The organism is Mycobacterium sp. 1274756.6 (assembly GCF_001668625.1).
In the GTDB taxonomy this organism is placed as follows: domain Bacteria; phylum Actinomycetota; class Actinomycetes; order Mycobacteriales; family Mycobacteriaceae; genus Mycobacterium.
Window position 1 is genome coordinate 1 of the sequence record NZ_LZLJ01000043.1, and the last position, 22,658, is coordinate 22,658.

General features: G+C 68.9%; 23 protein-coding genes. 2 read left to right on the top strand and 21 right to left on the bottom strand.

All coding sequences use genetic code 11. The features are described 5' to 3' along the window. Window positions 1–217: 217 nt before the first annotated feature. Window positions 218–1,474 (bottom strand): UDP-N-acetylglucosamine 1-carboxyvinyltransferase, encoded by a 1,257-nt coding sequence (murA, locus tag A5643_RS05425; RefSeq protein WP_066852723.1) that lies wholly within the window; start codon window positions 1,472–1,474, stop codon window positions 218–220. 68 nt (window positions 1,475–1,542) lie between these two features. Between murA and A5643_RS05430 the strand changes: the two genes are divergently transcribed. Then, window positions 1,543–2,133, top strand: coding sequence for a cob(I)yrinic acid a,c-diamide adenosyltransferase (locus tag A5643_RS05430; protein ID WP_066852726.1), 591 nt, complete (start codon window positions 1,543–1,545; stop codon window positions 2,131–2,133). A gap of 3 nt (window positions 2,134–2,136) precedes the next feature. Here A5643_RS05430 and A5643_RS05435 read toward each other — a convergent pair whose 3' ends face one another. The 15 genes from A5643_RS05435 to rpmE form a co-directional block, all read right to left on the bottom strand. Then, complete coding sequence (locus tag A5643_RS05435; RefSeq protein WP_066852729.1) at window positions 2,137–2,580, bottom strand: DUF2550 domain-containing protein; 444 nt, start codon at window positions 2,578–2,580, stop codon at window positions 2,137–2,139. Between the two features lie 15 nt (window positions 2,581–2,595). After that, complete coding sequence (locus A5643_RS05440) at window positions 2,596–2,961, bottom strand: F0F1 ATP synthase subunit epsilon (RefSeq protein WP_066852732.1); 366 nt, start codon at window positions 2,959–2,961, stop codon at window positions 2,596–2,598. 51 nt (window positions 2,962–3,012) lie between these two features. After that, the gene (atpD, locus tag A5643_RS05445; protein ID WP_066852735.1) at window positions 3,013–4,464 is read right to left on the bottom strand and encodes a F0F1 ATP synthase subunit beta; all 1,452 of its coding nucleotides are present in this window, start codon (window positions 4,462–4,464) and stop codon (window positions 3,013–3,015) included. A gap of 29 nt (window positions 4,465–4,493) precedes the next feature. Next, window positions 4,494–5,396: a F0F1 ATP synthase subunit gamma gene (locus tag A5643_RS05450; RefSeq protein WP_066852738.1), complete on the bottom strand. Its 903-nt coding sequence runs from the start codon at window positions 5,394–5,396 to the stop codon at window positions 4,494–4,496. 6 nt (window positions 5,397–5,402) lie between these two features. After that, complete coding sequence (gene atpA, locus A5643_RS05455) at window positions 5,403–7,049, bottom strand: F0F1 ATP synthase subunit alpha (protein WP_066852741.1); 1,647 nt, start codon at window positions 7,047–7,049, stop codon at window positions 5,403–5,405. 41 nt (window positions 7,050–7,090) lie between these two features. After that, complete coding sequence (locus A5643_RS05460) at window positions 7,091–8,428, bottom strand: F0F1 ATP synthase subunit B/delta (RefSeq protein WP_066852744.1); 1,338 nt, start codon at window positions 8,426–8,428, stop codon at window positions 7,091–7,093. Window positions 8,429–8,434: 6 nt separating this feature from the next. Next, window positions 8,435–8,953 (bottom strand): F0F1 ATP synthase subunit B, encoded by a 519-nt coding sequence (locus A5643_RS05465; RefSeq protein ID WP_066852747.1) that lies wholly within the window; start codon window positions 8,951–8,953, stop codon window positions 8,435–8,437. Between the two features lie 9 nt (window positions 8,954–8,962). Continuing rightward, window positions 8,963–9,208 (bottom strand): F0F1 ATP synthase subunit C, encoded by a 246-nt coding sequence (locus tag A5643_RS05470; protein ID WP_066852750.1) that lies wholly within the window; start codon window positions 9,206–9,208, stop codon window positions 8,963–8,965. A 60-nt stretch (window positions 9,209–9,268) separates the two neighbouring features. Beyond that, entirely contained in the window at window positions 9,269–10,027 is a 759-nt protein-coding gene (gene atpB, locus A5643_RS05475) for a F0F1 ATP synthase subunit A (protein ID WP_066852753.1), read from the bottom strand. Further along, window positions 10,027–10,470 (bottom strand): ATP synthase subunit I, encoded by a 444-nt coding sequence (locus A5643_RS05480; protein WP_066852756.1) that lies wholly within the window; start codon window positions 10,468–10,470, stop codon window positions 10,027–10,029. Before A5643_RS05480 ends, atpB begins: the two co-directional genes overlap by 1 nt. A 188-nt stretch (window positions 10,471–10,658) precedes the next feature. Continuing rightward, window positions 10,659–11,852 (bottom strand): glycosyltransferase family 4 protein, encoded by a 1,194-nt coding sequence (locus A5643_RS05485; protein ID WP_156628549.1) that lies wholly within the window; start codon window positions 11,850–11,852, stop codon window positions 10,659–10,661. Between the two features lie 34 nt (window positions 11,853–11,886). Beyond that, complete coding sequence (locus A5643_RS05490; protein ID WP_066852762.1) at window positions 11,887–12,540, bottom strand: L-threonylcarbamoyladenylate synthase; 654 nt, start codon at window positions 12,538–12,540, stop codon at window positions 11,887–11,889. Next, entirely contained in the window at window positions 12,533–13,405 is an 873-nt protein-coding gene (gene prmC / locus A5643_RS05495; RefSeq protein WP_066852765.1) for a peptide chain release factor N(5)-glutamine methyltransferase, read from the bottom strand. Before prmC ends, A5643_RS05490 begins: the two co-directional genes overlap by 8 nt. Beyond that, window positions 13,402–14,475 carry a peptide chain release factor 1 gene (prfA, locus tag A5643_RS05500; protein ID WP_066852768.1) on the bottom strand — a complete coding sequence of 358 codons (1,074 nt, stop codon included), beginning with the start codon at window positions 14,473–14,475 and terminating at the stop codon, window positions 13,402–13,404. Before prfA ends, prmC begins: the two co-directional genes overlap by 4 nt. A gap of 72 nt (window positions 14,476–14,547) precedes the next feature. Further along, window positions 14,548–14,796 (bottom strand): 50S ribosomal protein L31, encoded by a 249-nt coding sequence (rpmE, locus tag A5643_RS05505; protein ID WP_066852770.1) that lies wholly within the window; start codon window positions 14,794–14,796, stop codon window positions 14,548–14,550. Window positions 14,797–15,162: 366 nt separating this feature from the next. Between rpmE and A5643_RS18045 the strand changes: the two genes are divergently transcribed. After that, window positions 15,163–15,444, top strand: coding sequence for a hypothetical protein (locus A5643_RS18045; protein WP_066852772.1), 282 nt, complete (start codon window positions 15,163–15,165; stop codon window positions 15,442–15,444). A 223-nt stretch (window positions 15,445–15,667) separates the two neighbouring features. Here A5643_RS18045 and rho read toward each other — a convergent pair whose 3' ends face one another. The 5 genes from rho to lysA all read right to left on the bottom strand — a co-directional run bounded on the left by rho (window position 15,668) and on the right by lysA (window position 22,555). Further along, on the bottom strand, window positions 15,668–17,617 hold the full coding sequence (gene rho / locus A5643_RS05515) for a transcription termination factor Rho (protein WP_066852774.1): 1,950 nt from the start codon (window positions 17,615–17,617) through the stop codon (window positions 15,668–15,670). A 264-nt stretch (window positions 17,618–17,881) separates the two neighbouring features. Further along, complete coding sequence (gene thrB / locus A5643_RS05520) at window positions 17,882–18,826, bottom strand: homoserine kinase (protein WP_197497657.1); 945 nt, start codon at window positions 18,824–18,826, stop codon at window positions 17,882–17,884. Continuing rightward, on the bottom strand, window positions 18,827–19,903 hold the full coding sequence (thrC, locus tag A5643_RS05525; protein ID WP_066852776.1) for a threonine synthase: 1,077 nt from the start codon (window positions 19,901–19,903) through the stop codon (window positions 18,827–18,829). Next, on the bottom strand, window positions 19,900–21,225 hold the full coding sequence (locus A5643_RS05530) for a homoserine dehydrogenase (protein ID WP_066852780.1): 1,326 nt from the start codon (window positions 21,223–21,225) through the stop codon (window positions 19,900–19,902). The genes thrC and A5643_RS05530 overlap by 4 nt, the downstream gene beginning before the upstream one ends. Continuing rightward, a complete protein-coding gene (lysA, locus tag A5643_RS05535) occupies window positions 21,215–22,555 on the bottom strand; it encodes a diaminopimelate decarboxylase (protein ID WP_082948749.1) in 1,341 nt (446 codons plus the stop codon). The genes A5643_RS05530 and lysA overlap by 11 nt, the downstream gene beginning before the upstream one ends. Between the last annotated feature and the right edge of the window lie 103 nt (window positions 22,556–22,658).

The window sequence follows — 22,658 nt, forward strand, 5'->3', positions numbered from 1 at the left end:
GCGCCGAAGGCATGGCAAAAAACAACAACAAACAAAAACCACCAAACACACTATTGAGTTCTCAAACAACACACCCGGCGTCCGGGCAACCCCGCCAGATTACTCCACATCGTGGAGATCGTCAACTTCGGGGATAACCTCCGGGCGTCGCACCCGATCGGTCTCGTTCATGCTACCCGATCGAATCCGACGCGGCCGGTCGGGTCTGGCGACCATGCTACCCGGCGACCCGTTGCACGTCAGCACCCAGGCTGACCAGGTTCTCCACGAATCTCGGGTAGCCGCGGTCGATGTGGAAGACGTCGAGCACCTCGGTCTCCCCGTCGGCAACGAGCCCGGCCAGCACCAGCCCGGCTCCGGCCCTGATGTCCGAACACCACACCGGCGCGCTGGACAGTTGCGGCAGCCCGCGGATGACCGCGTGGTGGCCGTCGGTGCGGGCGTCCGCGCCGAGGCGGATCATCTCCTCGACGAACCGGAAGCGGGCCTCGAAAACGTTCTCGGTGATCATCGAGGTGCCGTCGGCGATCGACGCCAGCGCGATCGCCATCGGTTGCAGATCGGTCGGGAAACCCGGAAACGGCAGGGTGGCGACGTTGACCGCCCTGGGGCGCTCGTACTGGGTGACCCGGAAACTGTCCTCGGTCTGGGTGACGGTGGCGCCGGCGTCGTGCAGCTTGTGCAGCACCAACTGCAGATGCGCGGGGTCGACGCCGGTCACGGTGATGTCGCCGCGGGTCATGGCCGCGCCGATCCCCCAGGTGGCCGCCACGATGCGGTCGCCGATCACCCGGTGCTCGGTGGGATGCAGCCGCGGCACCCCGGTGATGGTCAGCGTGGCCGAGCCGGCGCCCTCGACCTGGGCGCCCATCTGGTTGAGCATCGTGCACAGGTCGACCACATCGGGTTCGCGCGCGGCGTTGTGGATGACGGTCACGCCGTCGGCGACGACCGCCGCCATCAGAATGTTCTCGGTCGCGCCGACCGAGGGGAACTCCAGCTGGATCTCCGCACCGTGCAGCGATTCAGCCTCGGCCACCACGCAACCGTGTTCGATGTTGCAGGTCGCGCCCAACTGACGCAGCCCGGCCTGGTGCATGTCCAGCGGTCGCGAGCCGATCGCGTCGCCGCCGGGCAGCGCCACCTTGGCGCGCTTGCAGCGGCCCACCAGCGGCCCCAGCACACACACCGACGCCCGGAACTGGCGGACGGCCGCGAAGTCGGCGTCGTATTTGAGTTCGTCGGGCGAGGTGATGCGCACCGTGTCGCCGTCGAGTTCGACGGTGGCCCCGAGCCCGCGCAGGACCTCGGCCATCAGCGGCACGTCGAGGATCTCCGGGCAGTTGGTGATGGTGCTGGTGCCCTCGGCCAGCAATGCGGCCGCCATCAGTTTCAAGACGCTGTTCTTGGCGCCGCCGACCGCCACCTCACCAACCAGGCGGGCCCCGCCGGTCACCAGGAATCGCTCGCCCACGGGCGTCAGTGTAATGAAGCGTCACCGGCCCGGGCGGCCGGTCTGCGCAGGCGAGTACGGTTTGGGCCATGGCGATTCATCTGACCCGTGTCTACACCCGCACCGGCGACGACGGGACGACCGGGCTGAGTGATTTCTCCCGGGTGGCCAAGAACGACGCCCGGCTGGTGGCCTACGCAGACTGCGAGGAGGCGAACGCCGCCATCGGCGTCGCGATCGCGCTGGGCAAACCCGACGAGCAGCTGACCGCGACGCTGCGCCAGATCCAGAACGAACTGTTCGACGCCGGAGCCGATCTGGCCACCCCGGTGGTGCCCGACCCGAAGGTGCCGCCGCTGCGGGTGACGCAGGGCTACATCGACCGGCTGGAGGAGTGGTGCGACAGCTACAACGAACCGCTGGCGCCGCTGAACTCGTTCATCCTGCCCGGCGGCACCCCGCTGTCGGCGCTGCTGCATGTCGCCCGCACCACCGTGCGCCGCGCGGAACGGGCGGCCTGGGCCGCGGTGGAGGCGCACCCCGCCGACACCAACACGCTGCCGGCGAAATACCTGAACCGGCTCTCCGATCTGCTGTTCATCCTGTGCCGGCGGGCCAACCCGGACGGCGACGTGCTCTGGCAGCCCGGGGGCAGCCGCCCCGCCGACCGGGCGAACTAGAAGTCAGGTGCTGCGCCTGCGTGCCCGCGGTGACGGCCGTGACTCCAGCCACGACAGGAACGCGGTCAGCGCGCCCCGGTCCAGCGCGATCTCGTAACCGGCTTGCCGGTCGGCGGTCGTGTCGCGCACCTCGATGATCACGATCTCGTCGGTCATGATGTCGAACTCGTCGCCGCGCGGGGACCGGCGGGCCACGATTTCGACGCCCCGGCGGTTGAGCTGGCGGTCCGGCCACAGCCGGACGCTGGAGAGCCGGTAGAACGAGGCATCCCCGCCGCGGTAACGGATCACCCCGTGCCGCCAGCCGTGCCCGCCGACCGCCGGGATGTCCCGCATGATGCCCGCGGTCCCGCCCTGGCGCAGCTTCCACAGCCGGTAGCTCAGGGCCGCCAGCGCAGCCAACAGGACGGCGACGAGCACGACCATGACGATCATGGACGCGCTCATCGCCTCACGCCCCCGCTAGTCGAGTACGCCCAGCGCCCGCAGCCTGGCCCTCCCCTGGGCCGCGATCCGCGGGTCGCTGGATTGGGCGTCGTGACGGGCCGTGGACTCGTCGATCTCGTCGGCGAAATCGGCCGACTCCGCCAGCACGATGATGCCGTCCTCGGTGATCGAGAGGAATCCGCCGTGGACCGCGATCCTCAGGTCGTCGCCGTCCTCGCGTTCGACGCGGACCATGGCGTCCTCGACCAGTTCGGCGACCAAGGGGATGTGCCGCGGGTAGATCCCGATCTCCCCCACGGTCGTCCGGGTGAAGATGAACGTTGCCTTCCCCGACCACACACTGCGATCGGCGGCAACGATGTCGACGTCGACTACTGCCACGTCACACCACCTTTCGCCTGGCTTGAGCTCTCTGTGCGGAAGCGTTCATCGTCACATCTTGGCGCCGAGGCTCTCGGCCTTCTTCGCCAAGTCCTCCAGACCGCCGATGAGGAAGAACGCCTGCTCGGGCAGGTGGTCGAATTCACCCTTGGTCAGCTTGTCGAAGGCCTCGATGGTCTCCTTCAGCGGCACCGTGGAGCCCGGCTGGCCGGTGAACTGCTCGGCGGCCATCATGTTCTGGGACAGGAACCGCTCGATCCGGCGGGCCCGGTTCACCAACTGCTTGTCCTCTTCGGACAGCTCGTCGATACCCAGAATCGCGATGATGTCCTGCAGGTCCTTGTAGCGCTGCAGAATCCGGATGACCTCCTGGGCGACCCGGTAGTGCTCGTCACCGACCACGCCCGGGTCCAGGATCGTCGAGCTCGACGCCAGCGGGTCCACCGCCGGGAAGATGCCCTTGGAGAACACCGTCCGGGAAAGCTCGGTGGTCGCGTCGAGGTGCGCGAACGTCGTCGCCGGCGCCGGGTCGGTGTAGTCGTCGGCGGGCACGTAGACGGCCTGCATCGAGGTGATGGAGCGTCCCCGCGTCGAGGTGATTCGTTCCTGCAGCTCACCCATCTCGTCGGCCAGCGTCGGCTGGTAGCCCACCGCGGAGGGCATCCGGCCCAACAGGGTGGACACCTCGGAGCCGGCCTGAGTGAACCGGAAGATGTTGTCGATGAACAGCAGCACGTCCTGGTTCGCCTCGTCGCGGAACCACTCGGCCATGGTCAGCGCCGACAGCGCCACCCGCATACGAGTGCCCGGCGGCTCGTCCATCTGACCGAACACCAGCGCGGTGTCCTTGAGCACGTTGGCGTCTTCGAGCTCGACCCACAGGTCGTTGCCCTCACGGGTGCGCTCGCCGACCCCGGCGAACACCGAGGTACCACCGAAGTTGCGGGCGATGCGGTTGATCATCTCCTGGATGAGCACCGTCTTGCCCACGCCGGCACCGCCGAACAGGGCGATCTTGCCGCCCCGCACGTACGGGGTGAGCAGGTCGACGACCTTCAAGCCGGTCTCGAGCATCTCGGTCCGCGGCTCCAGCTCGTCGAAGCTCGGCGGCTTGCGGTGGATGCCCCAGTGGTCGAAGCCCTCGCCGTAGCCCGGGTCGTCGAGGCAGTGCCCGAGCGCGTTGAACACGTGGCCCTTGACCTCGTGGCCGACCGGCACCGAGATCGCGGCACCGGTGTCGATGACCTCCACACCGCGGACCAGGCCGTCGGTGGGCTGCATCGAAATGGTGCGCACCAGGTTGTCGCCCAGGTGCTGGGCGACCTCGAGGGTCAGCGTCTTGGCCAGTGACTCGAAGGTGATGTCGGCGTGCAGCGCGTTGAACAGCGCCGGCACGGCACCCCGCGGGAACTCGACGTCGACGACCGGCCCGGTGACCCGGACGACGCGCCCGTTGGTGTCGGCGCCCTTCTTACCGGCGGGTTTTTCAGCGGTAGCAGTCATTCTCTTTCTTCTTCGCTTCCTTGTCGGGCTTACTTGGCGCCGGCGAGGGCGTTCGCGCCACCGACGATTTCACTGATTTCCTGGGTGATCTGAGCCTGGCGCTCGCGGTTGGCCTCCAGCGTGAGCGCTTTGATCAGATCGTCGGCGTTGTCGGTCGCCGCCTTCATCGCACGCTGGCGCGACGCCAGCTCCGAGGCCGCCGCCTCCAGCAGCGCGGCGTAGACCCGGGTGGTCAGGTAGCGCGGCAGCAGCGAGTCGAACAGCGTGTTGGCGTCCGGCTCGAAGGAGTACAGCGTGTGCGGGCCGGTGTCCTCCTCGACGTACTCCACCACCATCGGCGCGACGCGCAGCGCCTCGGCCGACTGCGACAGCATCGATTTGAACTCGGTGGCCACGATGTGCAGCTCGTCGACCCCGGTGCCGTCGGTCTCACCGTTGGTGCCGGACAGGAACGCCTCCATCAGGGTGTCGGCGATCTCGGCGGCGTTCTCATAGCTCGGCTGCTCGGAGAACCCCTCCCACGATCCGGTGATGTCCCAGTTGCGGAACGAGTAGTAGCCCTGCGCTTTCCGCCCGACCACATACAGCACCGGAGTCTTGCCTTCGTCCCGCAGCAGCGCGAACAGCTCTTCCGCGCGGCGCAGGACGTTGGCGTTGTAGGCGCCGCACAGACCGCGGTCGGAGGTCACCACCAGCACGCCGGCCCGGGTGCGGTTCTCCCGCTCGACCAGCAGCGGATGGTCCAGCGCGCTCTCCCCCGCCAACGTGGTCAGCATGTTGGTGATCTCCGTGGCGTACGGCCGCGCCGCGGCCAGCCGCGTCTGCGCCTTGCCGATACGCGAGGTCGCGATCAGCTCCTGGGCCTTGGTGATCTTCTTGATCGACCCGGCGGAGCGGATCCGTCCCCGTAGCTCGCGAAGTGTGGCAGCCATGGTGAACTATTTCTTCTTCGGTGCGGGCTTGCGGACCTTGACGGCCGCCTTACCCAGCTCGTCTTCGTCGAGGGCCTCGACGCTCTTGTCGGCGACGACCGATCCGCCGCCGGTCGGGTTGAAGCCGTGCTTGAACTGGTTGATCACCTCGACCAGCTTCTCGCTCGTCTCATCGCTGAGCTTCTTGCTCTCCCGGATGTCGGAGAGGATCTCCGAGTTCGACGAGCGCACGTGCTCGAGCAGTTCGCTTTCGAACCGCGCGATGTCCTCCACCGGCACCGAGTCGAGGTGCCCCTCGGTGCCCAGGAAGATCGAGACCACCTGCTCCTCGACGGGCATCGGCGCGAACTGCGGCTGCTTGAGCAGTTCCACCAGCCGCGCACCCCGCTCCAGCTGCGCCTTGGAGGTCGCGTCCAGGTCGGAGGCGAAAGCCGCGAAGGCCTCCAGCTCACGGTACTGCGACAGGTCCAGACGCAGGCTGCCCGCGACCTCTTTCATGGCCTTGATCTGGGCGGCACCACCGACACGCGACACCGACACACCGACGTTGATGGCCGGGCGCACACCCTGGTTGAACAGGTCGGTCTCCAGGAAGCACTGCCCGTCGGTGATCGAGATGACGTTGGTCGGGATGTAGGCCGAGATGTCGTTGGCCTTGGTCTCGATGATCGGCAGACCGGTCAGCGAGCCGCCGCCGAGGTCGTCCGACAGCTTGGCGCAACGCTCCAGCAGCCGCGAGTGCAGGTAGAACACGTCACCGGGGTAGGCCTCACGGCCCGGCGGGCGACGCAGCAGCAGCGAGATGGCGCGGTAGGCCTCGGCCTGCTTGGTCAGGTCGTCGAAGACGATCAGGACGTGCTTACCGCTGTACATCCAGTGCTGCGCGATCGCCGAACCGGTGTAGGGCGCCAGCCATTTGAAGCCGGCTGAGTCCGACGCCGGCGCCGCGACGATGGTGGTGTACTCCATCGCGCCGCCCTCCTCGAGGGCGCGCCGCACGCTGGCGATGGTGCTGCCCTTCTGGCCGACGGCGACGTAGACGCAGCGGACCTGCTGCTTGGGGTCACCGGTCTCCCAGTTCTGGCGCTGGTTGAGGATGGTGTCCACGCAGACGGCGGTCTTACCGGTCTTGCGGTCACCGATGATCAGCTGCCGCTGGCCCCGACCGATCGGGGTCATCGAGTCGATCGCCTTGATACCGGTCTGCAGCGGCTCGCTCACGCTCTGGCGCTGCACCACCGACGGGGCCTGGATCTCCAGGGCCCGGTGGGTTTCGGCCTCGATGTCACCGCGGGCGTCGATGGGCTGGCCCAGCGGGTTGATGACCCGGCCCAGGAACGCGTCGCCGACCGGCACCGACAGCACCTCACCGGTGCGCTTGACCTGCTGGCCTTCGGCGAGGTGCTCGAAGTCACCGAGGATCACGGCGCCGACGCTGTGCTCGTCGAGGTTGAGCGCCACGCCCAGCACGCCGCCGGGGAACTCCAGCAGCTCCTGGGTCATCACCGACGGCAGGCCTTCGACGTGGGCGATACCGTCACCCGCGTCGATGACGGTGCCGACCTCCTCGCGGGCGGTGTCGGAGGAGAAGGAGTCAACGTACTCCTCAATCGCCCCTTGGATGTCATCAGCGGAGATTGTCAACTCTGCCATGGCTTTTCGTCTTCCTACCTTCTGATGTTCGGTGGTTGTGGTCAGTCTGGGAGCTGGGCCTGGGCGGCGGTGAGGCGCGACGACAGTGTGCCGTCGATGACCTCTTCGCCGACGGAGATCTCAAGTCCGCCCAGCAGTTCGGGAGCGACCTGCAGCTGCACCGTGACCGGGTGGCCGTAGATGCGGCTGAGGACCTGGGTGAGCCGGTCGTGTTGGGCACCGCTGAGCGCGGCGGCCGCACGGGCGTGCGCCACGATCTCGTCGCGTCGTGCCACCGCGACCTCCGCCAGCTCCAGCACGGCCTGCTGCGCCGGGCGCCCGTGCAGCAGCTCGATCGTCTGCGCCAGCAGCGCCACCACGATCGGGTTGGCGTTCCCGGCGCGGTCCAGCACCGTGCGCAGCAGCGTGATCCGGCCGGCGGCCGGCGTGGTGTCGTCGCCCAGCAGCGTCGCCAGCCGCGGTTGCGCGTCGAGGATCCGGGAGAACCGGAACAGCTGCTCCTCGACCTCGTCGACCTGGTCAGTGCGTTCGGCGCCGACCAGAAGCGCTTGGCGGGCAAGCTGTTCCAGCGCGTAGGCCAGGTCGTCGTTCTCCGACCAGCGTTCGGAGACCGCCGCCTTGATCAGGTCCAGCGCCCCCGTTCCCACCTTGTCCGACAGCAGGCGCTCGACCAGACGCAGCCGGGCGGTGTAGTCGTCGGCGGGGGTGGTCAGGTAGCGGGTCACCAGCTTCTCGGAGTGCAGCAGCTTGACCACCGCGGCCAGGTCCTCGGCCAGCGCCGAGAGGCCCTGGTCGTCGAGGCCGACAGCGACCTCGGCGAACCGCTGGGTCAATGCGGTGTAGGCCCGTCGGCTCCCGGAGCGGAAACCGGCCAGCGCGGGGTCTTTCACGTCGACCGGGGAGGGAGCCATGGCGTCGAGTTCGTCGAGGAACCGGTCGACGGTGGCCGCCTGCCGGGTCGGGTCGGCGACATGCTCGCGGACCAGTTCCTCGGCACGCCGGACCGAATCCCGGCCCAGGTCGCGGCGCAGGTCGCGGATCAGCTGGGCACGCAGCAGCTGAACCTGCTCGCCGCCTTGGGCTTTGATCCGCTCCGCGTCGGTGTCGGCCTGGGCCCGCAACTGCTCGGTGATGCGTTTGGCGTCGGCGTGTGCCTCCTCGACCACCCGGGCCGATTCGGTTTCGGCGTCGCGCAGCGCCTTGGTGTGCGCCTGCTCGGCCTCTTCCAGCTGCTCGGCCGCAGTGGCCGCCTCGGCCAGCTGTTCTCTGACCGACTCCTGTTGCGCCTTCATCATCCTGCGCACCGGGGGACCCGCGTAGCGCCACAACAGAAAGACGATGAGCGAGAACCCGATTAACTGCCCGATGAATGTCGACATAGCCGATTACCGTCCTGCCGCTGTGCTCGTACCGACGTCGACGCCCAGCACGCGGCTGGCCAGCGTCGCCGAGAGGTTCTGAACCCGCGCCTGCAGTTCTTCGGCCACGGTGTCCCCCTCCCGCTTGAGCTGTTCGCCGGCGCTCTGCAGCATCGCCGCCACCTCGTCGCCGGCCTCGGCGCGCTTCGCGTCGAGAACTTCCCGACCCTCCGCGCGAGCGTTGTCGCGGATGGCCGCGGCCTCGGTGCGCGCGCCCGCGAGCGCCTCCTCGTAGTCGGCGTCCGCGGCCGCGAACAACTCGGTCGACTTCTTGTTGTCGGCGAGTGTCTTGGTGACCATGTTCTCGCGCTCCCGCAGCACCTTCGTGATCGGCGGCACAACGAAGACGCTGATCACGCCGAGCACGATCAAGAAGATCGCCAACACGACGAAGAAGGTGCCGTTGGGGATGAGGAAGTTGCTCGTTTCGCCTCCCTCACCGGCCTGGCCCGCAGCGGCCAGCATTACAGCGCTCATGTCACCCATCTCAGCGAACTAGGAAACCGGGGTGGCGAAGACGAACAGCGCCATGAAGGCCAGGTTGATGAAGTACGCCGCCTCGACCAGACCCACGGTGATGAAGAACGGGGTGAAAAGCCGGCCCTGGGCCTCGGGCTGCCGGGCGATACCGGAGATCAGCGCGTTACCGGCGATACCGTCACCGATACCGGCACCGATCGCACCGCCGGCCATGATCAGGCCACCGCCGATGAGGGCGCCGGCAGCAATTTGGGGGTCCATTCCTTCTTCCTCCTTGATATCCGGTAGCTGTCTACCAGGTCTGTGGGGTGGTGCTGCTCTCTAGTGCTCGTGGTCCTCTTCGAGCTCCATGGCCTGACTGAAGTACAGCACAGTCAGAAGCGCGAAGATGAACGCCTGGATCGCTCCGACGAACAGGTCGAAGCCCTTCCAGACCGCGTTGGGGGCCCACAAGATGTAGGGCGGGAACATCGCAATGAGTCCCACCAGGATGCCGCCGGCGAAGATGTTGCCGAAAAGACGCAGTGCCAGCGAGATCGGCTTGGCGAGTTCCTCGACGAGGTTGATCGGGGCCATCAGCGTCACGTGACCCTTGACCAACTGGAGCGGGTGCTTCAGCGGGCCGCGCCGCCAGATGCCGGCGGCGTGGTAGCTGAGGAAGACGAAGACGGTCAGGGCGGCGACGAAGTTGATGTCCGCGGCGGCCGGGGTGAAGATCTCCTTGGAGACGCCGTCCTCGTCGGCGTACTGCACCGGCAGCACCGACAGCCAGTTGGCGACCAGGATGTAGATGAACAGGGTGACGGCCAGCGGCAGCACGAACGGGGCGACGCGCATGCCGATGCTGGATTCGACCTGGGCGCGCATCTGGGTGGTGATCGCCTCGAAGAACAGCTGCACGCCGCTGGGCACCCCGGTGGAGGTGACCTTCGACTTCAGGTAGAACGCCAGCGCGATGACGACGACGGCGGCGAGGGCGCTCGACACCACGGTGTCGACGTTGATCGTCATGCCCAGCCAGGTGGCCGTGGTGTGATGACCGACCTCGACCTTGCCCTCGGCCAGGATCGTCTCGTCCATCATGCGGTCCCTTCGCTGTGTCCGTCGGTCTTGCCTGCTGCGCGAATCTTCTTCCAGACCGGCAGGGCGGTGGTGGCCACCAGCAGCGGCTGGAACAGCGCCAGGCCGAACAGCAGGCCGAGCCCGTCGGGCCGGAACAGGTAGCCGATCACCAATGCGATCACGGTGAGAACCAAGAGCCGGGTGGCCGAGTTCAGCGCCATCTTGCTTTTCAGCGGGTGGGCGTCCGCGGTGATCGAGTCCACCGAGCGGCGCACCAGCAGCGCGTTGATCAGGCCCAGACCCAAGCCGCCGCCGATGAACACCCCGAGCATCGGGCGGTCGAGTGCCACCGTCGCGGCGACCGCCACCGCGGTCAAGCCGAGACAGATGGCGAACAGGCGCAGCGGGCGGAAAGCGACCTCCGGAAGCACCAACGGCGCGTCTTGCGCTGGTGTCGTCACCGTGTCACCCCTCGGCCCTTCTGGTCCCGGAAAAATCCACCACAGCACCGGCGTCACTCAGCTGATTCCGGTGCGACCTGCCGAGCGTATCGGACGGCGGTTTGCGCACAGGAATGACCCGAGAGAAATCTCCATTTTTGGTCGGAGTTCGACGCCGAACGGAACCGTACCACACGGTAATGAGTCTACTACTCCCTGTCGTATACGCCTTGGTCGCGGCCCCGCAGCAGCGGGATCAAGGTGGCCACGATCGCCACGGCGATGGCGGCCAACATCACCGCTCCGGCGTAGCGCGGGTCGACGAAAATGGTGCTGGCCGCCCCCAGCGCCACGATGCCCACCCACAGGTAGATCAGCAGCACCACGCGGCGGTGCGAGTGACCGATCTCCAGCAGCCGGTGGTGCAGGTGCATCTTGTCGGGGTGGAACGGGCTCACCCCGGCGCGGGTGCGCCGCACGATCGCCAGCAGCATGTCCAACGCCGGCACGAACACCACCGCGACGACGAGCAGAAACGGGGAGAGCAGCGCGAACACGTCGCGGGCTCCGTAGGCGCTCTGGGAGATCGGCCCCGCGGTGGTGGTGGCCGCCGCCGCCAGCATCAGCCCGATCAGCATCGACCCGGAATCGCCCATGAAGATCTTGGCCCGGTGGAAGTTGTGTGGCAGAAAGCCCAGGCAGGCCCCGGCGAGCACCACCGAGATCACCGCCGGCGGATAGAACAGCACGTCGCCGCCGTGGTCGTGCAGCAGTCCGACCGAGAAGATGCAGATGGCCAGCGCGGTGATCAAGCCGAGTCCGGCGGCGAGCCCGTCGAGGCCGTCGACGAAGTTCATCGCGTTGACGATGGAGACGGTCAGCGCCAAGGTCAGCAGGATCGAGGAGACCTGGTCGAGCACGATCGTGCCCACCCCGCCGAACGGGATGTAGAGCACGCTCCAGGCCACCCCCATGGTGACCAGCACGCTGGCCGCGGTGATCTGACCGGCGAACTTGGTCAGTGCGTCCAGACCCCAGCGGTCGTCGATCAAGCCGATGCCCATAATCACCCCGCCGGCGACCACGACGGCGGGCATGCCGGAGGAGTAGACGAACCCGCGGGTCAACGCCGGCAGTTGGGAGGCGAGGAAGACCGCGGCGATCACCCCGAGGTACATCGCCAGCCCGCCCATCCGCGGGGTGGGCGTCTGGTGCACGTCGCGGTCGCGGGGGTAGGCCACGGCGCCGAGGCGGGTGGCCAGCACCCGCACCGGCCCGGTGGTGAAGTAGGTGATGATCGCGGCGGTCAACCCGACCAGCGCGAGTTCGCGCAGCGGAACCCCGGCGCCCTGGTTGGCGAGGGCCAGCAGACTGGTGGCGAAGCCGTCTCCGTCGCTGCCCATTCCGTGACCGTACGCCACCATCCGCCTGGGCGGCTCAGCCCGTCAGGGCCGTCGGGTCCGTCTCCAGGACGGCCGCGATGTCCTCGGCGGTGACCGGGCCGGGACGCAGGATGCGCGGGGTCGGCCCGGTCAGGTCCACGATCGTGGAGGCGGCCTGGCGCGGCGCGGGTCCGGCGTCGAGATAGACGTCGACCGCGGCACCGAACTGCGCTTTGGCCTCCGCCATGTCCAGGGCCGCCGGACGGCCCGAGACGTTGGCGCTGGAGACCGCCATCGGCCCGACTTCGCGCAGCAACTCGATGGCCACCGGATGCAGCGGCATGCGCAACATCACCGTGCCCCGGGTGTCGCCGAGATCCCATTGCAGTGACGGCGCCGCGGTCACCACCAGGCTCAGCGCTCCCGGCCAGAAGGCCCGGATCAGCACGCGCGCCGCGTCGGGCACGCTGAACACCAGGCCCTCGATGGTGTGCCAGGAGCCCACCAGCACCCCGACCGGCATGTCCGGGCCGCGGCCCTTGGCGGCGAGCAGGGCGCGCACGGCGGCACTGTCGAACGCGTCGGCGCCGATGCCGTAGACGGTGTCGGTGGGCAGCACCACCAGCCGGCTGGATCTGAGCGCACTGACCGCCGCGGCGATCCCTTCGGTGCGCTGGGTTTCCTCGGCGCAGTCGAACACCTCACTCACCGTGGCGCCTCCTGCGCTCGGCGGTGACGAACCGCGGCCGGCCGGTCAGATCCCGGTGGGCGGTGATCTCGGCGAAGTCGCCGGTGGCGCGCAGCAGGGCGACGGTCTGCTCGGCGGTCGTGTCGTCGTGTTCGACGCCGACCCGGCCGCCCGAGCGCAGCCAGCGCGCGGCGTGGGCGGCGACGGCCGCGATCACGGCCATGCCGTCGGGGCCGCCGAACAACGCGTGATGCGGATCGTGTCGCGCCACCTCCGGGGCCAGCACGGCGTCGTCGGGGATGTAGGGCGGGTTGGCCACCACCAGGTCGACCTGCCCGTCGAGGTCGGGCAGCAGACCGGCCGTCGTGACGTCCGCCTGGACGAGCTCGACCGGGCTGTCCGCGCAGTTGTGGCGGGCGTAGTCCAGGGCTTGCGGGCAGTCGTCGATGCCGAGCACGCGGGCCGCCGGGAAGTGGCGCGCCAACGCGAGCGCCAGCGCACCTGAGCCGGTGCAGACGTCGACGACGACCGGCCGGGGCGGCACCGGCTGGGCGGTGGCCCAGGCCAGCAGCGCCTCGGTCTCCGGGCGGGGCACGAACACGCCCGGCCCCACGCGCAGGGTGACGGGGCCGAACGCCGCCGTGCCGGTCAGGTGCTGCAGCGGCACCCGGCGGGCCCGGGCGGTGACCGCCTCGTCATAGCGGGCGTAGAAGCCGGCGTCGGGCGGGTCGATGAGCGGCAGCCGGCCGCGGTCGGTGCCGGCGAGGTGGGCGGCGATCGCCTCGGCGTCGTGCTGCGCGGACTCGATGCCGGCGGCGGACAGCAGCGCGGCGGCATCGTTGATCGCGCGCCGGAGGCTGCTGCGCGGGGCGGCGGTCCGGGTCATGACTGCTGGAGCCGGGCCTGCTTGTCGGCGTCGGCCAGCGCGTCGAGCAGGGTGTCGAGGTCGCCGTCGAGCACCTGGTCGAGGTTGTGCGACTTGTAGCCGATGCGGTGGTCGGCCAGCCGGTTCTCCGGGAAGTTGTAGGTGCGGATGCGTTCGCTGCGGTCGACGGTGCGGATCTGGCTGGCCCGGTCGGCGGAGGCCTCGGCCAGGGCCTGCTCCTCGGCCACCGCCTGCAGGCGAGCCGCCAGCACCTGGAGGGCGCGGGTCTTGTTCTGCAGCTGGGAACGTTCGTTTTGGCAGGTGACGACGATGCCGGTGGGCAGGTGGGTGATGCGGACCGCGGAGTCGGTGGTGTTGACGCCCTGGCCGCCCTTGCCCGAGGAGCGGAAGACGTCGATGCGCAGGTCGGCGTCGTCGATCTGGACCGCTTCGACCTCTTCGGGTTCGGGGTAGACCAGCACCCCGGCCGCCGAGGTGTGGACCCGGCCCTGGGATTCGGTGACCGGGACGCGCTGGACCCGGTGCACGCCGCCCTCGAACTTCAGTCGCGACCAGACGCCGTCGGCGCTGTCGCCCTTGCTGGCGATGGTCAACGTGGCCTCTTTGTAGCCGCCGAGGTCGGAGGTGGTCGAGTCGAGCACCGTGACCGTCCAGCCGTGCCGTTCGGCGTAGCGCGTGTACATGCGGGCCAGGTCGGCGGCGAACAGCGCCGACTCCTCTCCGCCCTCGCCGGATTTGACCTCGAGGACGACGTCGTCGGCGTCGTGCGGGTCGCGGGGGGCGAGCATGTCGGTGAGCTGGGTGTCCAACTCGGCCACCCGGGCTTCCAACTCGTCGGCCTCCGCCGCGAACGACGGGTCGTCGGCGGCCAGTTCCCGTGCCGCTTCCAGGTCGCCGCGGGCGGATTCGAGCTTGCGGTGGGTCGCCACGATCGGCGCCAGTTGCGCGAACCGGCGCCCCACCTTGCGGGCCTGGGCGGGATCGGCGTGCAGCTCCGGGTCGGCCAGCTCCTGCTCGAGCTGGGCATGCTCGACCAGCAACGCGTCAACCGCGTGCACGCTCTGAGTCATGTCGGTTTCTTCCCGGAACGCAAACCGACGCCCGGGGGATGCGGTTTCCCGCTCCGGGCGCCGGTGGGGCCGCTATTTGTCGGCGGAGTCGGAGGCGGTCGTGTCGGCCTTGGCGGTGCGCTTGCCGTAGCGGCGCTCGAAGCGCGCGACGCGGCCACCGGTGTCCAGAATCTTCTGCTTGCCGGTGTAGAACGGGTGGCACTGCGAGCAGACCTCGACGACGATGTGACCGCCCGGCTTGGTGCTGCGGGTGGTGAAGCTGTTGCCACACCCGCAGAGCACGGTGGTCTCGCCGTAGGCGGGGTGAATGTCGGATTTCATGGGTGTCCTCTTCAATCGCGGGCCGCCGGGTCGCCCGACCAACGCATCGGGCGTGAACCGGAACCTGAGGTGACGGGTTTTGATCCAGCGGTCGATTATGCCAGGTCAGCCGTCATCGCCCCAAACGCCGCGGTCTCGCCGCTTTATTCCCCGTTCCGCCGGGCCGGAGTCCGGTCGGCGCAGGGTGTCCGGCGTCGCAACCGGTGCGTTCCAGCGAACTTTTTCCACTCGCCCACCAGCCGCGATGACGTTGGTCGCAAACCTTCAGCGACCTGTCGGGGTTTATCGATTTTCGGGCGGGGGTATGTGTGGAGCTAGCCAAACTATCGGGTCGAGGGGTCCGATGATCAACAGAAGAAAGCGGTGATGACGATGCAGATCCGACACTTGCTCGCCCGGGGCGCGGTCGCGGCGGCTTCCGCGGGCTTCGCGCTGAGCGTCGGAATGGGGGTGGGGATCGCCAACGCCAACCCGCCGACTCCCCCGCCGGTGCCGCCGGTGCCCGAGGTGCCGTCACCCCCGCCGGTGCCACCGGTGCCGCCCGTACCTGAGGTGCCCTCGCCGCCGCCGGTGCCACCGGTCCCGCCGGTGCCCGAGGTGCCCTCGCCGCCGCCGGTTCCGCCAGTGCCGCCGGTCCCGGGTTACTGACCCGACCCTGCGCCCGGGCGTCGGATGCCACTGCTGCAGTGCGCATTCGACGCTCGGGCGTTTTCGCGCCCATGGAACGCGCCGGCGAACGCGCCGGGTGGCCCTGGGAGGTCGCGAGCCGCTCGTCGAGTGAAGAGCGACGGCGGTCGCGCACGCCGGACGTCGCCGACGTTCTGCACTCGCGGCAGATCAACGCCGCGAGATCAACGTCGCGACGAGGCGATCAGTCGTCGTCGAGTCCGCCGGGCGTGTTCTTCGAAACCTGGACGAGGAACTCGTAGTTGTTCTTCGTCTTGCGCAGTTGGCTCATCAGCAGGTCGATCGCCTGGTGGGAGTCCAGGCCCGAGAGAACGCGACGCAGCTTGTGCACGATCGCGAATTCGTCGGGTGAGAGCAGCAGCTCGTCCTTCCGGGTACCGGAGGGGTTGACGTCCACTGCCGGGAAGACGCGCCGTTCGGCGATCTTGCGGTCGAGCTTCAGTTCCGCGTTACCGGTGCCCTTGAACTCCTCGAAGATGACGGTGTCACCGGTGGAACCGGTCTCGACCATCGCGGTGGCGATGATCGTCAACGAGCCGCCTTCCTCGATGTTGCGCGCCGCGCCGAGGAAACGTTTCGGCGGGTACAGCGCGGTGGAGTCCACACCACCGGAGAGGATGCGCCCCGACGCCGGCGAGGCGTTGTTGTAGGCGCGGCCCAGCCGGGTGATCGAGTCCAGCAGCACCACCACGTCCTTGCCCTGTTCGACCAGGCGCTTGGCCCGCTCGATGGCCAGTTCAGCGGCCTGGGTGTGGTCGGACGGCGGCCGGTCGAAGGTGGAGGCGATGACCTCACCCTTGACCGAACGCTGCATGTCGGTGACCTCTTCGGGCCGCTCGTCGACCAGCACCACCATCAGGTGGCATTCCGGGTTGTTGCGGGTGATCGCGTTGGCGATGTCCTGCAAGATCGTCGTCTTACCGGCCTTGGGCGGCGAGACGATCAGGGCGCGCTGCCCCTTGCCGATCGGCATGATCAGGTCGATTACCCGGGTGGTCAACAGTTCCGTGTTGGTCTCCAGGCGCAGCCGCTGGTTGGGGTAGAGCGGGGTCAGCTTGCCGAATTCGGGTCGCTTCTTGGCGTCCTCGACCGGCCCGCCGTTGACGGAGTCCAACCGCACCAGCGGGTTGAACTTCTGCCGGGAGTTCTGGCCGCCGCCTTCCCCTTCGCGGGGAGCGCGCACCGCACCGGTCACCGCGTCACCGCGACGCAGGCCGTTCTTGCGGACCATGTTCATCGAGACGTAGACGTCGTTGGGGCCGGCCAGATAACCGGAGGTGCGGACGAACGCGTAGTTGTCCAGCACGTCGAGGATGCCGGCTACCGGCTGGATGACGTCGTCCTCGCGCAGTTCGGTGTCGCCGTCGCCGGAGCGGTCGCGCCGACGCCGGTCGCGGAACCGGCGCCCGCGGCGGCCGCCGCGGCCGTCGCCGTCGTCGTCCCGGCCCTGCGGGCCGGACTCGCCGTTTTTGTCCTGACCTTTATCGCGGGACTGGTCGCCTTTATCGCGGGATTGGTCGCGGGATTGATCGCCCTTGTCCTGCTGCGACTTGTCCTGGCCCTTGCCCTGTTGGCCCTTGTTTTGCTGGTCTTTGCCCTGCTGGTCTTTGCCCTGCTGGCCGCTGTCGTCCTGACGCTTGTCGGACTCCTTGGCCGCGGCCTTGTCCGAGTCGCCTTTACCGGCGTCGCCTTTACCGGCGTCGGCCTTGTCCGACTGGCTGGCACCGCGGGTGTCGGTGCCGTCCTTGGCCGGCGCGGTCTCGGCGTCGTCGGCCGAACTCGGGCCGCTCTCCCGGGAGGCCGCACGGCGTTCACGGCGCGCGCCGCCGGTGTCATCGGCGGCGGTCGCCTGGTCACCCTGCGGTGAGGCCTTCGTTTCGGCTGCATCGCCTGTCGACGTCGTGTCCACGGCCCCTCCTCCGTTCTGCTGGCCCCGACTGGCCCGGATCGCGGCGATCAGGTCGCTCTTGCGCATCCCGGACGTTCCTTTGACACCGGACTGGACTGCCAGTGCCCGCAGTTCGGCGAGCACCATCGTGGACAACGAGTTGCCGGATTTCGGCGTCGCGGAGGCATTGCTCGACGCGGACGCACCGGTCGGGTCGTCAGCTTTGATCAGGTCCGTTTCGGTCACGGATTTCCTTTCTTCCCTCGCCCAATGGAGTTATGCGAGGGGTCAGTTGCGTCCGGTCACATTCACCGGACGCGCACCACCGTCAATTTCGGTAACAGTGAGCGCCACGGCAGCAGTCGCTAATGGTCGTCCCCGAGAAGAATGTGATAGTTGTCCTCGTGTCAGCGCAGAAGCAGAGGCTGCGTTTACCGGACGCCCCGAGAATAACGTGCTTCGTTGTTCGGCGCAAGCAATGCCGATACCCGCTTCGCACCATGTCAAACGTCACCGCGGCAAGGCGGCACCGGCACTCCACCGGACCCCGTCGCCCACCGCCATCGCGCCGACGGTGAATCCGTTGGCCGCGGCGTACTCGTGGGCTTCGCGCGGCAACTCCGACCGGGTGGTCAACGCGATCACCGCCGGGCCCGCCCCGGAGAGCACCGCCGCGATGCCGTGGCTGCGCAACAGCCGCATGAACTCCGCCGAGGCCGGCATCGCCGGCGCCCGCTGGGGCTGGTGCAGCACGTCCTCAGTGGCGGTCATCAGCAGGTCGGGCCGCTCGGTCAGCGCCACCACGAGCAAAGCGGTGCGGCTGACGTTGAATCGGGCATCGGCATGGCTGACCTGGCCCGGAAGCAGGATTCGGGTCTCGGCGGTCGATGAGCGTGCTTCCGGAATCGCCGGGAACAGCGTGATCTCGGGGTGCAATCGCAAGGGCACTGCCGCGAAGCTGAACGGCTGCATGTCGGCGTCGATCCAGGAGACCACGCCGCCGCCGAGCACGGAAGCGGAGGCGTTGTCCGAGTGCCCTTCGAACTCCGAGGAGAGCTGGATCAGCTGGTTATCGGTAAGGGTCGGGATATCCGCTTGTGCCACAAGGCCGTTGACCGCGGCCAAACCGCCGACCGCGGCTGCCGCCGACGATCCCAGACCGCGCGAGTGCGGGATGGCGTTGCGGCAGCGCACCACCAAGCCGGGCACCGCGGCGTCGCAGGCCGCCAGCCCGCGCTGGAAGGCGCGGACCACCAGGTGCTCCTCCCCCAGCGGGACCTGACCCGCTCCCTCGCCTTCGACTTCCACCACCAGGCCGGAAGCCGTTGTCTCCACGCTGATCTCGTCATACAGACTCAGCGCCAGACCGAGGCTGTCGAAGCCGGGGCCCAGATTGGCGCTGGAGGCGGCGACGACCGCGGTGGCCGAGAGTCCGGCCGGCAGCAACCGGGTCACCTACGCCAACCCCAGCTTCTCGACGACCACGCCCGGATCGACGGGCACCGGTGTGACGGTGGGCAGGTCGCGCAGGGCGGTGTCGGGGTCCTTCAGGCCGTTGCCGGTGACGGTGCACACCACCGTCGAACCCCGCTCCACCCAGCCGTCTTCGATGGACTTGAGCAGACCGGCGATGCTGGCGGCCGACGCCGGCTCGACGAAGACGCCCTCGGATTCGGCGACCAGGTGGTAGGCGGCGAGGATCTCCTCGTCGGTGGCGGCCAGGAAACGGCCGTCGGACTGCTCTTGGGCCGCGACCGCCGAGGACCAGGAGGCCGGGGAGCCGATCCGGATGGCGGTGGCGACGGTCTCCGGGTCGCGTACCGGCTCGCCGGTGACCAGCGGGGCGGCGCCGGCGGCCTGGGTGCCGAGCATGCGCGGCAGCGAGTCGATGACCCCGTCGGCGTGGTATTCGCGGTAGCCGCGCCAGTAGGCGGTGATGTTGCCCGCGTTGCCGACCGGCAACGCGTGCACGTCCGGTGCGGCGCCGAGCACGTCGACGATCTCGAAGGCGGCGGTCTTCTGCCCCTCGATGCGCACCGGGTTCACCGAGTTGACCAGGGCGATGGTCGGGAAGTCGTTGGTCATCTTGCGGGCCAACTCCAGACAGTCGTCGAAGTTGCCGTCGACCTGGATGATCTTGGCGCCGTGCATGACCGCCTGGGCCAGTTTGCCCATCGCGATCTTGCCCTGCGGCACCAGGACGGCGCAGGTGATGCCGGCCCGCGCCGCGTACGCCGCCGCCGATGCCGAGGTGTTGCCGGTCGAGGCGCACAGCACCGCCTGCTGGCCGCGCGCGAGCGCGTCGGTGACCGCCATCGTCATGCCGCGGTCCTTGAACGACCCCGTCGGGTTGAGTCCCTCGACCTTCAGGTGCACGGTGCAGCCGGTCTGCTCGGAGATCCGGGTGGCGTGGATGAGCGGGGTGCCGCCCTCCAGCAGCGTGACCGGCGTCCAGTCCTCGCCGACCGGCAGCCGGTCCCGGTAGGCGGCGATCAGACCCGGCCAGGCCTGGTGCGGTGTCGTCCGGCTCATGGGTCGGTTCCTTCCAATCGCAGCACGCTAGCCACATTGGCTACCACGTCGAGTTCTTCCAGGGCGGTGATGGTCTCGGACAGCGCGGCCTCGGTCGCGCGGTGGGTGACCACCACGATGCGCGCCCCGATCCGCTCGCCGCTGTCGGCGACGACGCCTTCCTGGCGCACCTCGGCGATGCTGACGCCGCGTTTGGCGAATTCGGCGGCCACCGCCGAGAGCACACCGGAGCGGTCGGCGACGTCCATGCTCACGTAGTAGCGGGTCGAGACCTTCCCGATCGGGGCGATCGGCAGTTGGGCGTACTTGGATTCCCGCGGCCCGCGCCCGCCCTGCACCCGGTTGCGCGCGGCCATCACGATGTCGCCGGTGACCGCCGAGGCGGTCGGCGCGCCGCCGGCGCCCTGCCCGTAGAACATCAGCCGACCGGCCGCCTCCGCCTCGACCACCACCGCGTTGAAGGCGCCGCCGACGGTGGCCAGCGGGTGCGCCGCCGGCACCAGCGCCGGATACACCCGGGCGGAGACCATCTCCTGACCGTTCTCGTCGACGATGCGTTCGCACAGTGCCAGCAGTTTGATGGTGCAGTTCAGTGCCTGCGCCGACACGAAGTCGTCGGTGGTGATCGCGGTGATGCCCTCCCGGTAGACGTCGTCGGCGGTGACGGTGGTGTGGAAGGCGATCGAGGCCAGGATGGCGGCTTTGGAGGCGGCGTCGTAGCCGTCGACGTCGGCGGTGGGGTCGGCTTCGGCGTAGCCGAGGGTGCTGGCGTCGGCCAGGGCGCTGGCGTAGTCGGCGCCGGTGGTCTCCATCTCCGAGAGGATGTAGTTGGTGGTGCCGTTGACGATGCCGGCCACCCGCAGGACGCTGTCCCCGGCCAGGGACTGGGTCAGCGGCCGGATGACCGGGATAGCCCCGGCGACCGAGGCCTCGAAGTACAGGTCCACATGCGCCTGCTCGGCGGCGCGGGCCAGTTCCCCGGTGGAGCCGGCCAGCAGCGCCTTGTTGGCGGTGACCACAGATTTTCCGTGCTCGATCGCCGAGAGGATCGCCTTGCGCGCCGGCTCGACCGGGCCCATCAGCTCCACGACGATGTCGACGTCGTCGCGGGTCACCAGTTCGTCGATGTCGTCGGTGAGCAGTTCGATGGGCACCCCGCGGTTGGCGTTGACCCGGCGCACCCCGATACCGCGCAACACCAGCGGCGCGCCGATGCGGGCGGTCAGGTCGGCGGCGCTGCTCTCGATGATGCGGACGACCTCGCTACCGACGTTGCCGTATCCCAGCACCGCGACGCCGACCGGCTTTGGGTCACTGGTCACCACTCACCTCCAAGCTCAACAGGTCGTCCACCGTCTCACGACGCAGGATCAGCCGCGCGTGACCGTCGCGTACCGCTACCACGGCCGGCCGGGTGAGCAGGTTGTAGCGGCTGGACATCGAATAGCAGTATGCGCCGGTGGCGGGCACCGCCAGTAGATCACCGGGCCCGACGTCCTGCGGGACCCAGGTGTCGCGTACGACGATATCGCCGCTCTCGCAGTGTTTCCCGACCACCCGAGCCAGCACCGCGGTTTCCCGGCTGGCGCGGGAGACCAGGCGGATGTCGTAGTCGGCGCCGTAGAGCGAGGTCCGGATGTTGTCGCTCATGCCGCCGTCGACGCTGATGTAGCGGCGCTGGGCGGTGGCGCTGATCCCGACGTCCTTGACGGTGCCGACCTCATAGAGCGTGATGGTGCCCGGTCCGGCGATCGCCCGTCCGGGCTCGACGACCAGGTCCGGGGCCGGCAGGCCCACCGCCGCGGATTCCTCGCGCACGATGCGGGTGAGGGTGGCGGCCAACTCGGCCACCGGCGGGGGGTCGTCGTCGGGCAGGTAGGCGATGCCGAATCCGCCGCCGAGGTCGATGGTGCGCAGTTGGGCGGTCTTGTCGACCCCGAATTCGGCGACCACGTCGCGCAGCAGACCGATCACCCGCTGCGCGGCGATCTCGAAGCCGGCCGCGTCGAAGATCTGGGAGCCGATGTGGCTGTGCAACCCGACCAGGCGCAGGTGGTCGGTGGCGAAGACCCGGCGGATGGCCGTCATCGCCGCGCCGCCGGCCAGCGAGAGCCCGAATTTCTGGTCTTCGTGGGCGGTGGAGATGAACTCGTGGGTGTGGGCTTCCACGCCGACGGTGACCCGTACCAGGACGTCTTGCACCACTCCGGCCGCGGCGGCGATGGCGTCGAGGCGTTCGATCTCGGTCAGTGAGTCCAGCACGATGTGGCCGACGCCGGCGTGCACCGCCGCGGTGAGCTCGGCGACGGATTTGTTGTTGCCGTGCATCGTGATTCGCTCCGCGGGAAACCCGGCGTGCAGTGCGACGGCGAGTTCGCCGCCGGTGGCGACGTCCAGCGAGAGGCCCTCGGCGTCGACCCAGCGGGCCACCTCGCCGCACAGGAATGCCTTGGCCGCGTAGTGCACGTGGCGTCCGCCGCCGAACGCGGCGGCGATTTCGCGGCAGCGACTGCGGAAGTCGTCCTCGTCGACGATGAACAGCGGGGTGCCGTACTCCTGGGCCAGTTCGGTGACGCTGACCCCGGCGATGCGGACGGTGCCGTCGTCGCCGCGCACGGTGTTGCGGGGCCAGACCTGCGGGGCCAACAGCAGGGTGTCGTCCGGGGTGCGCGGGGCTGCGAGCGCCGCCGCGTGCGGCGGCGGACGCCACGTGCACTACGCGGCCAAGGCATTCCTGTGCGGCGAGGTGGCCCGC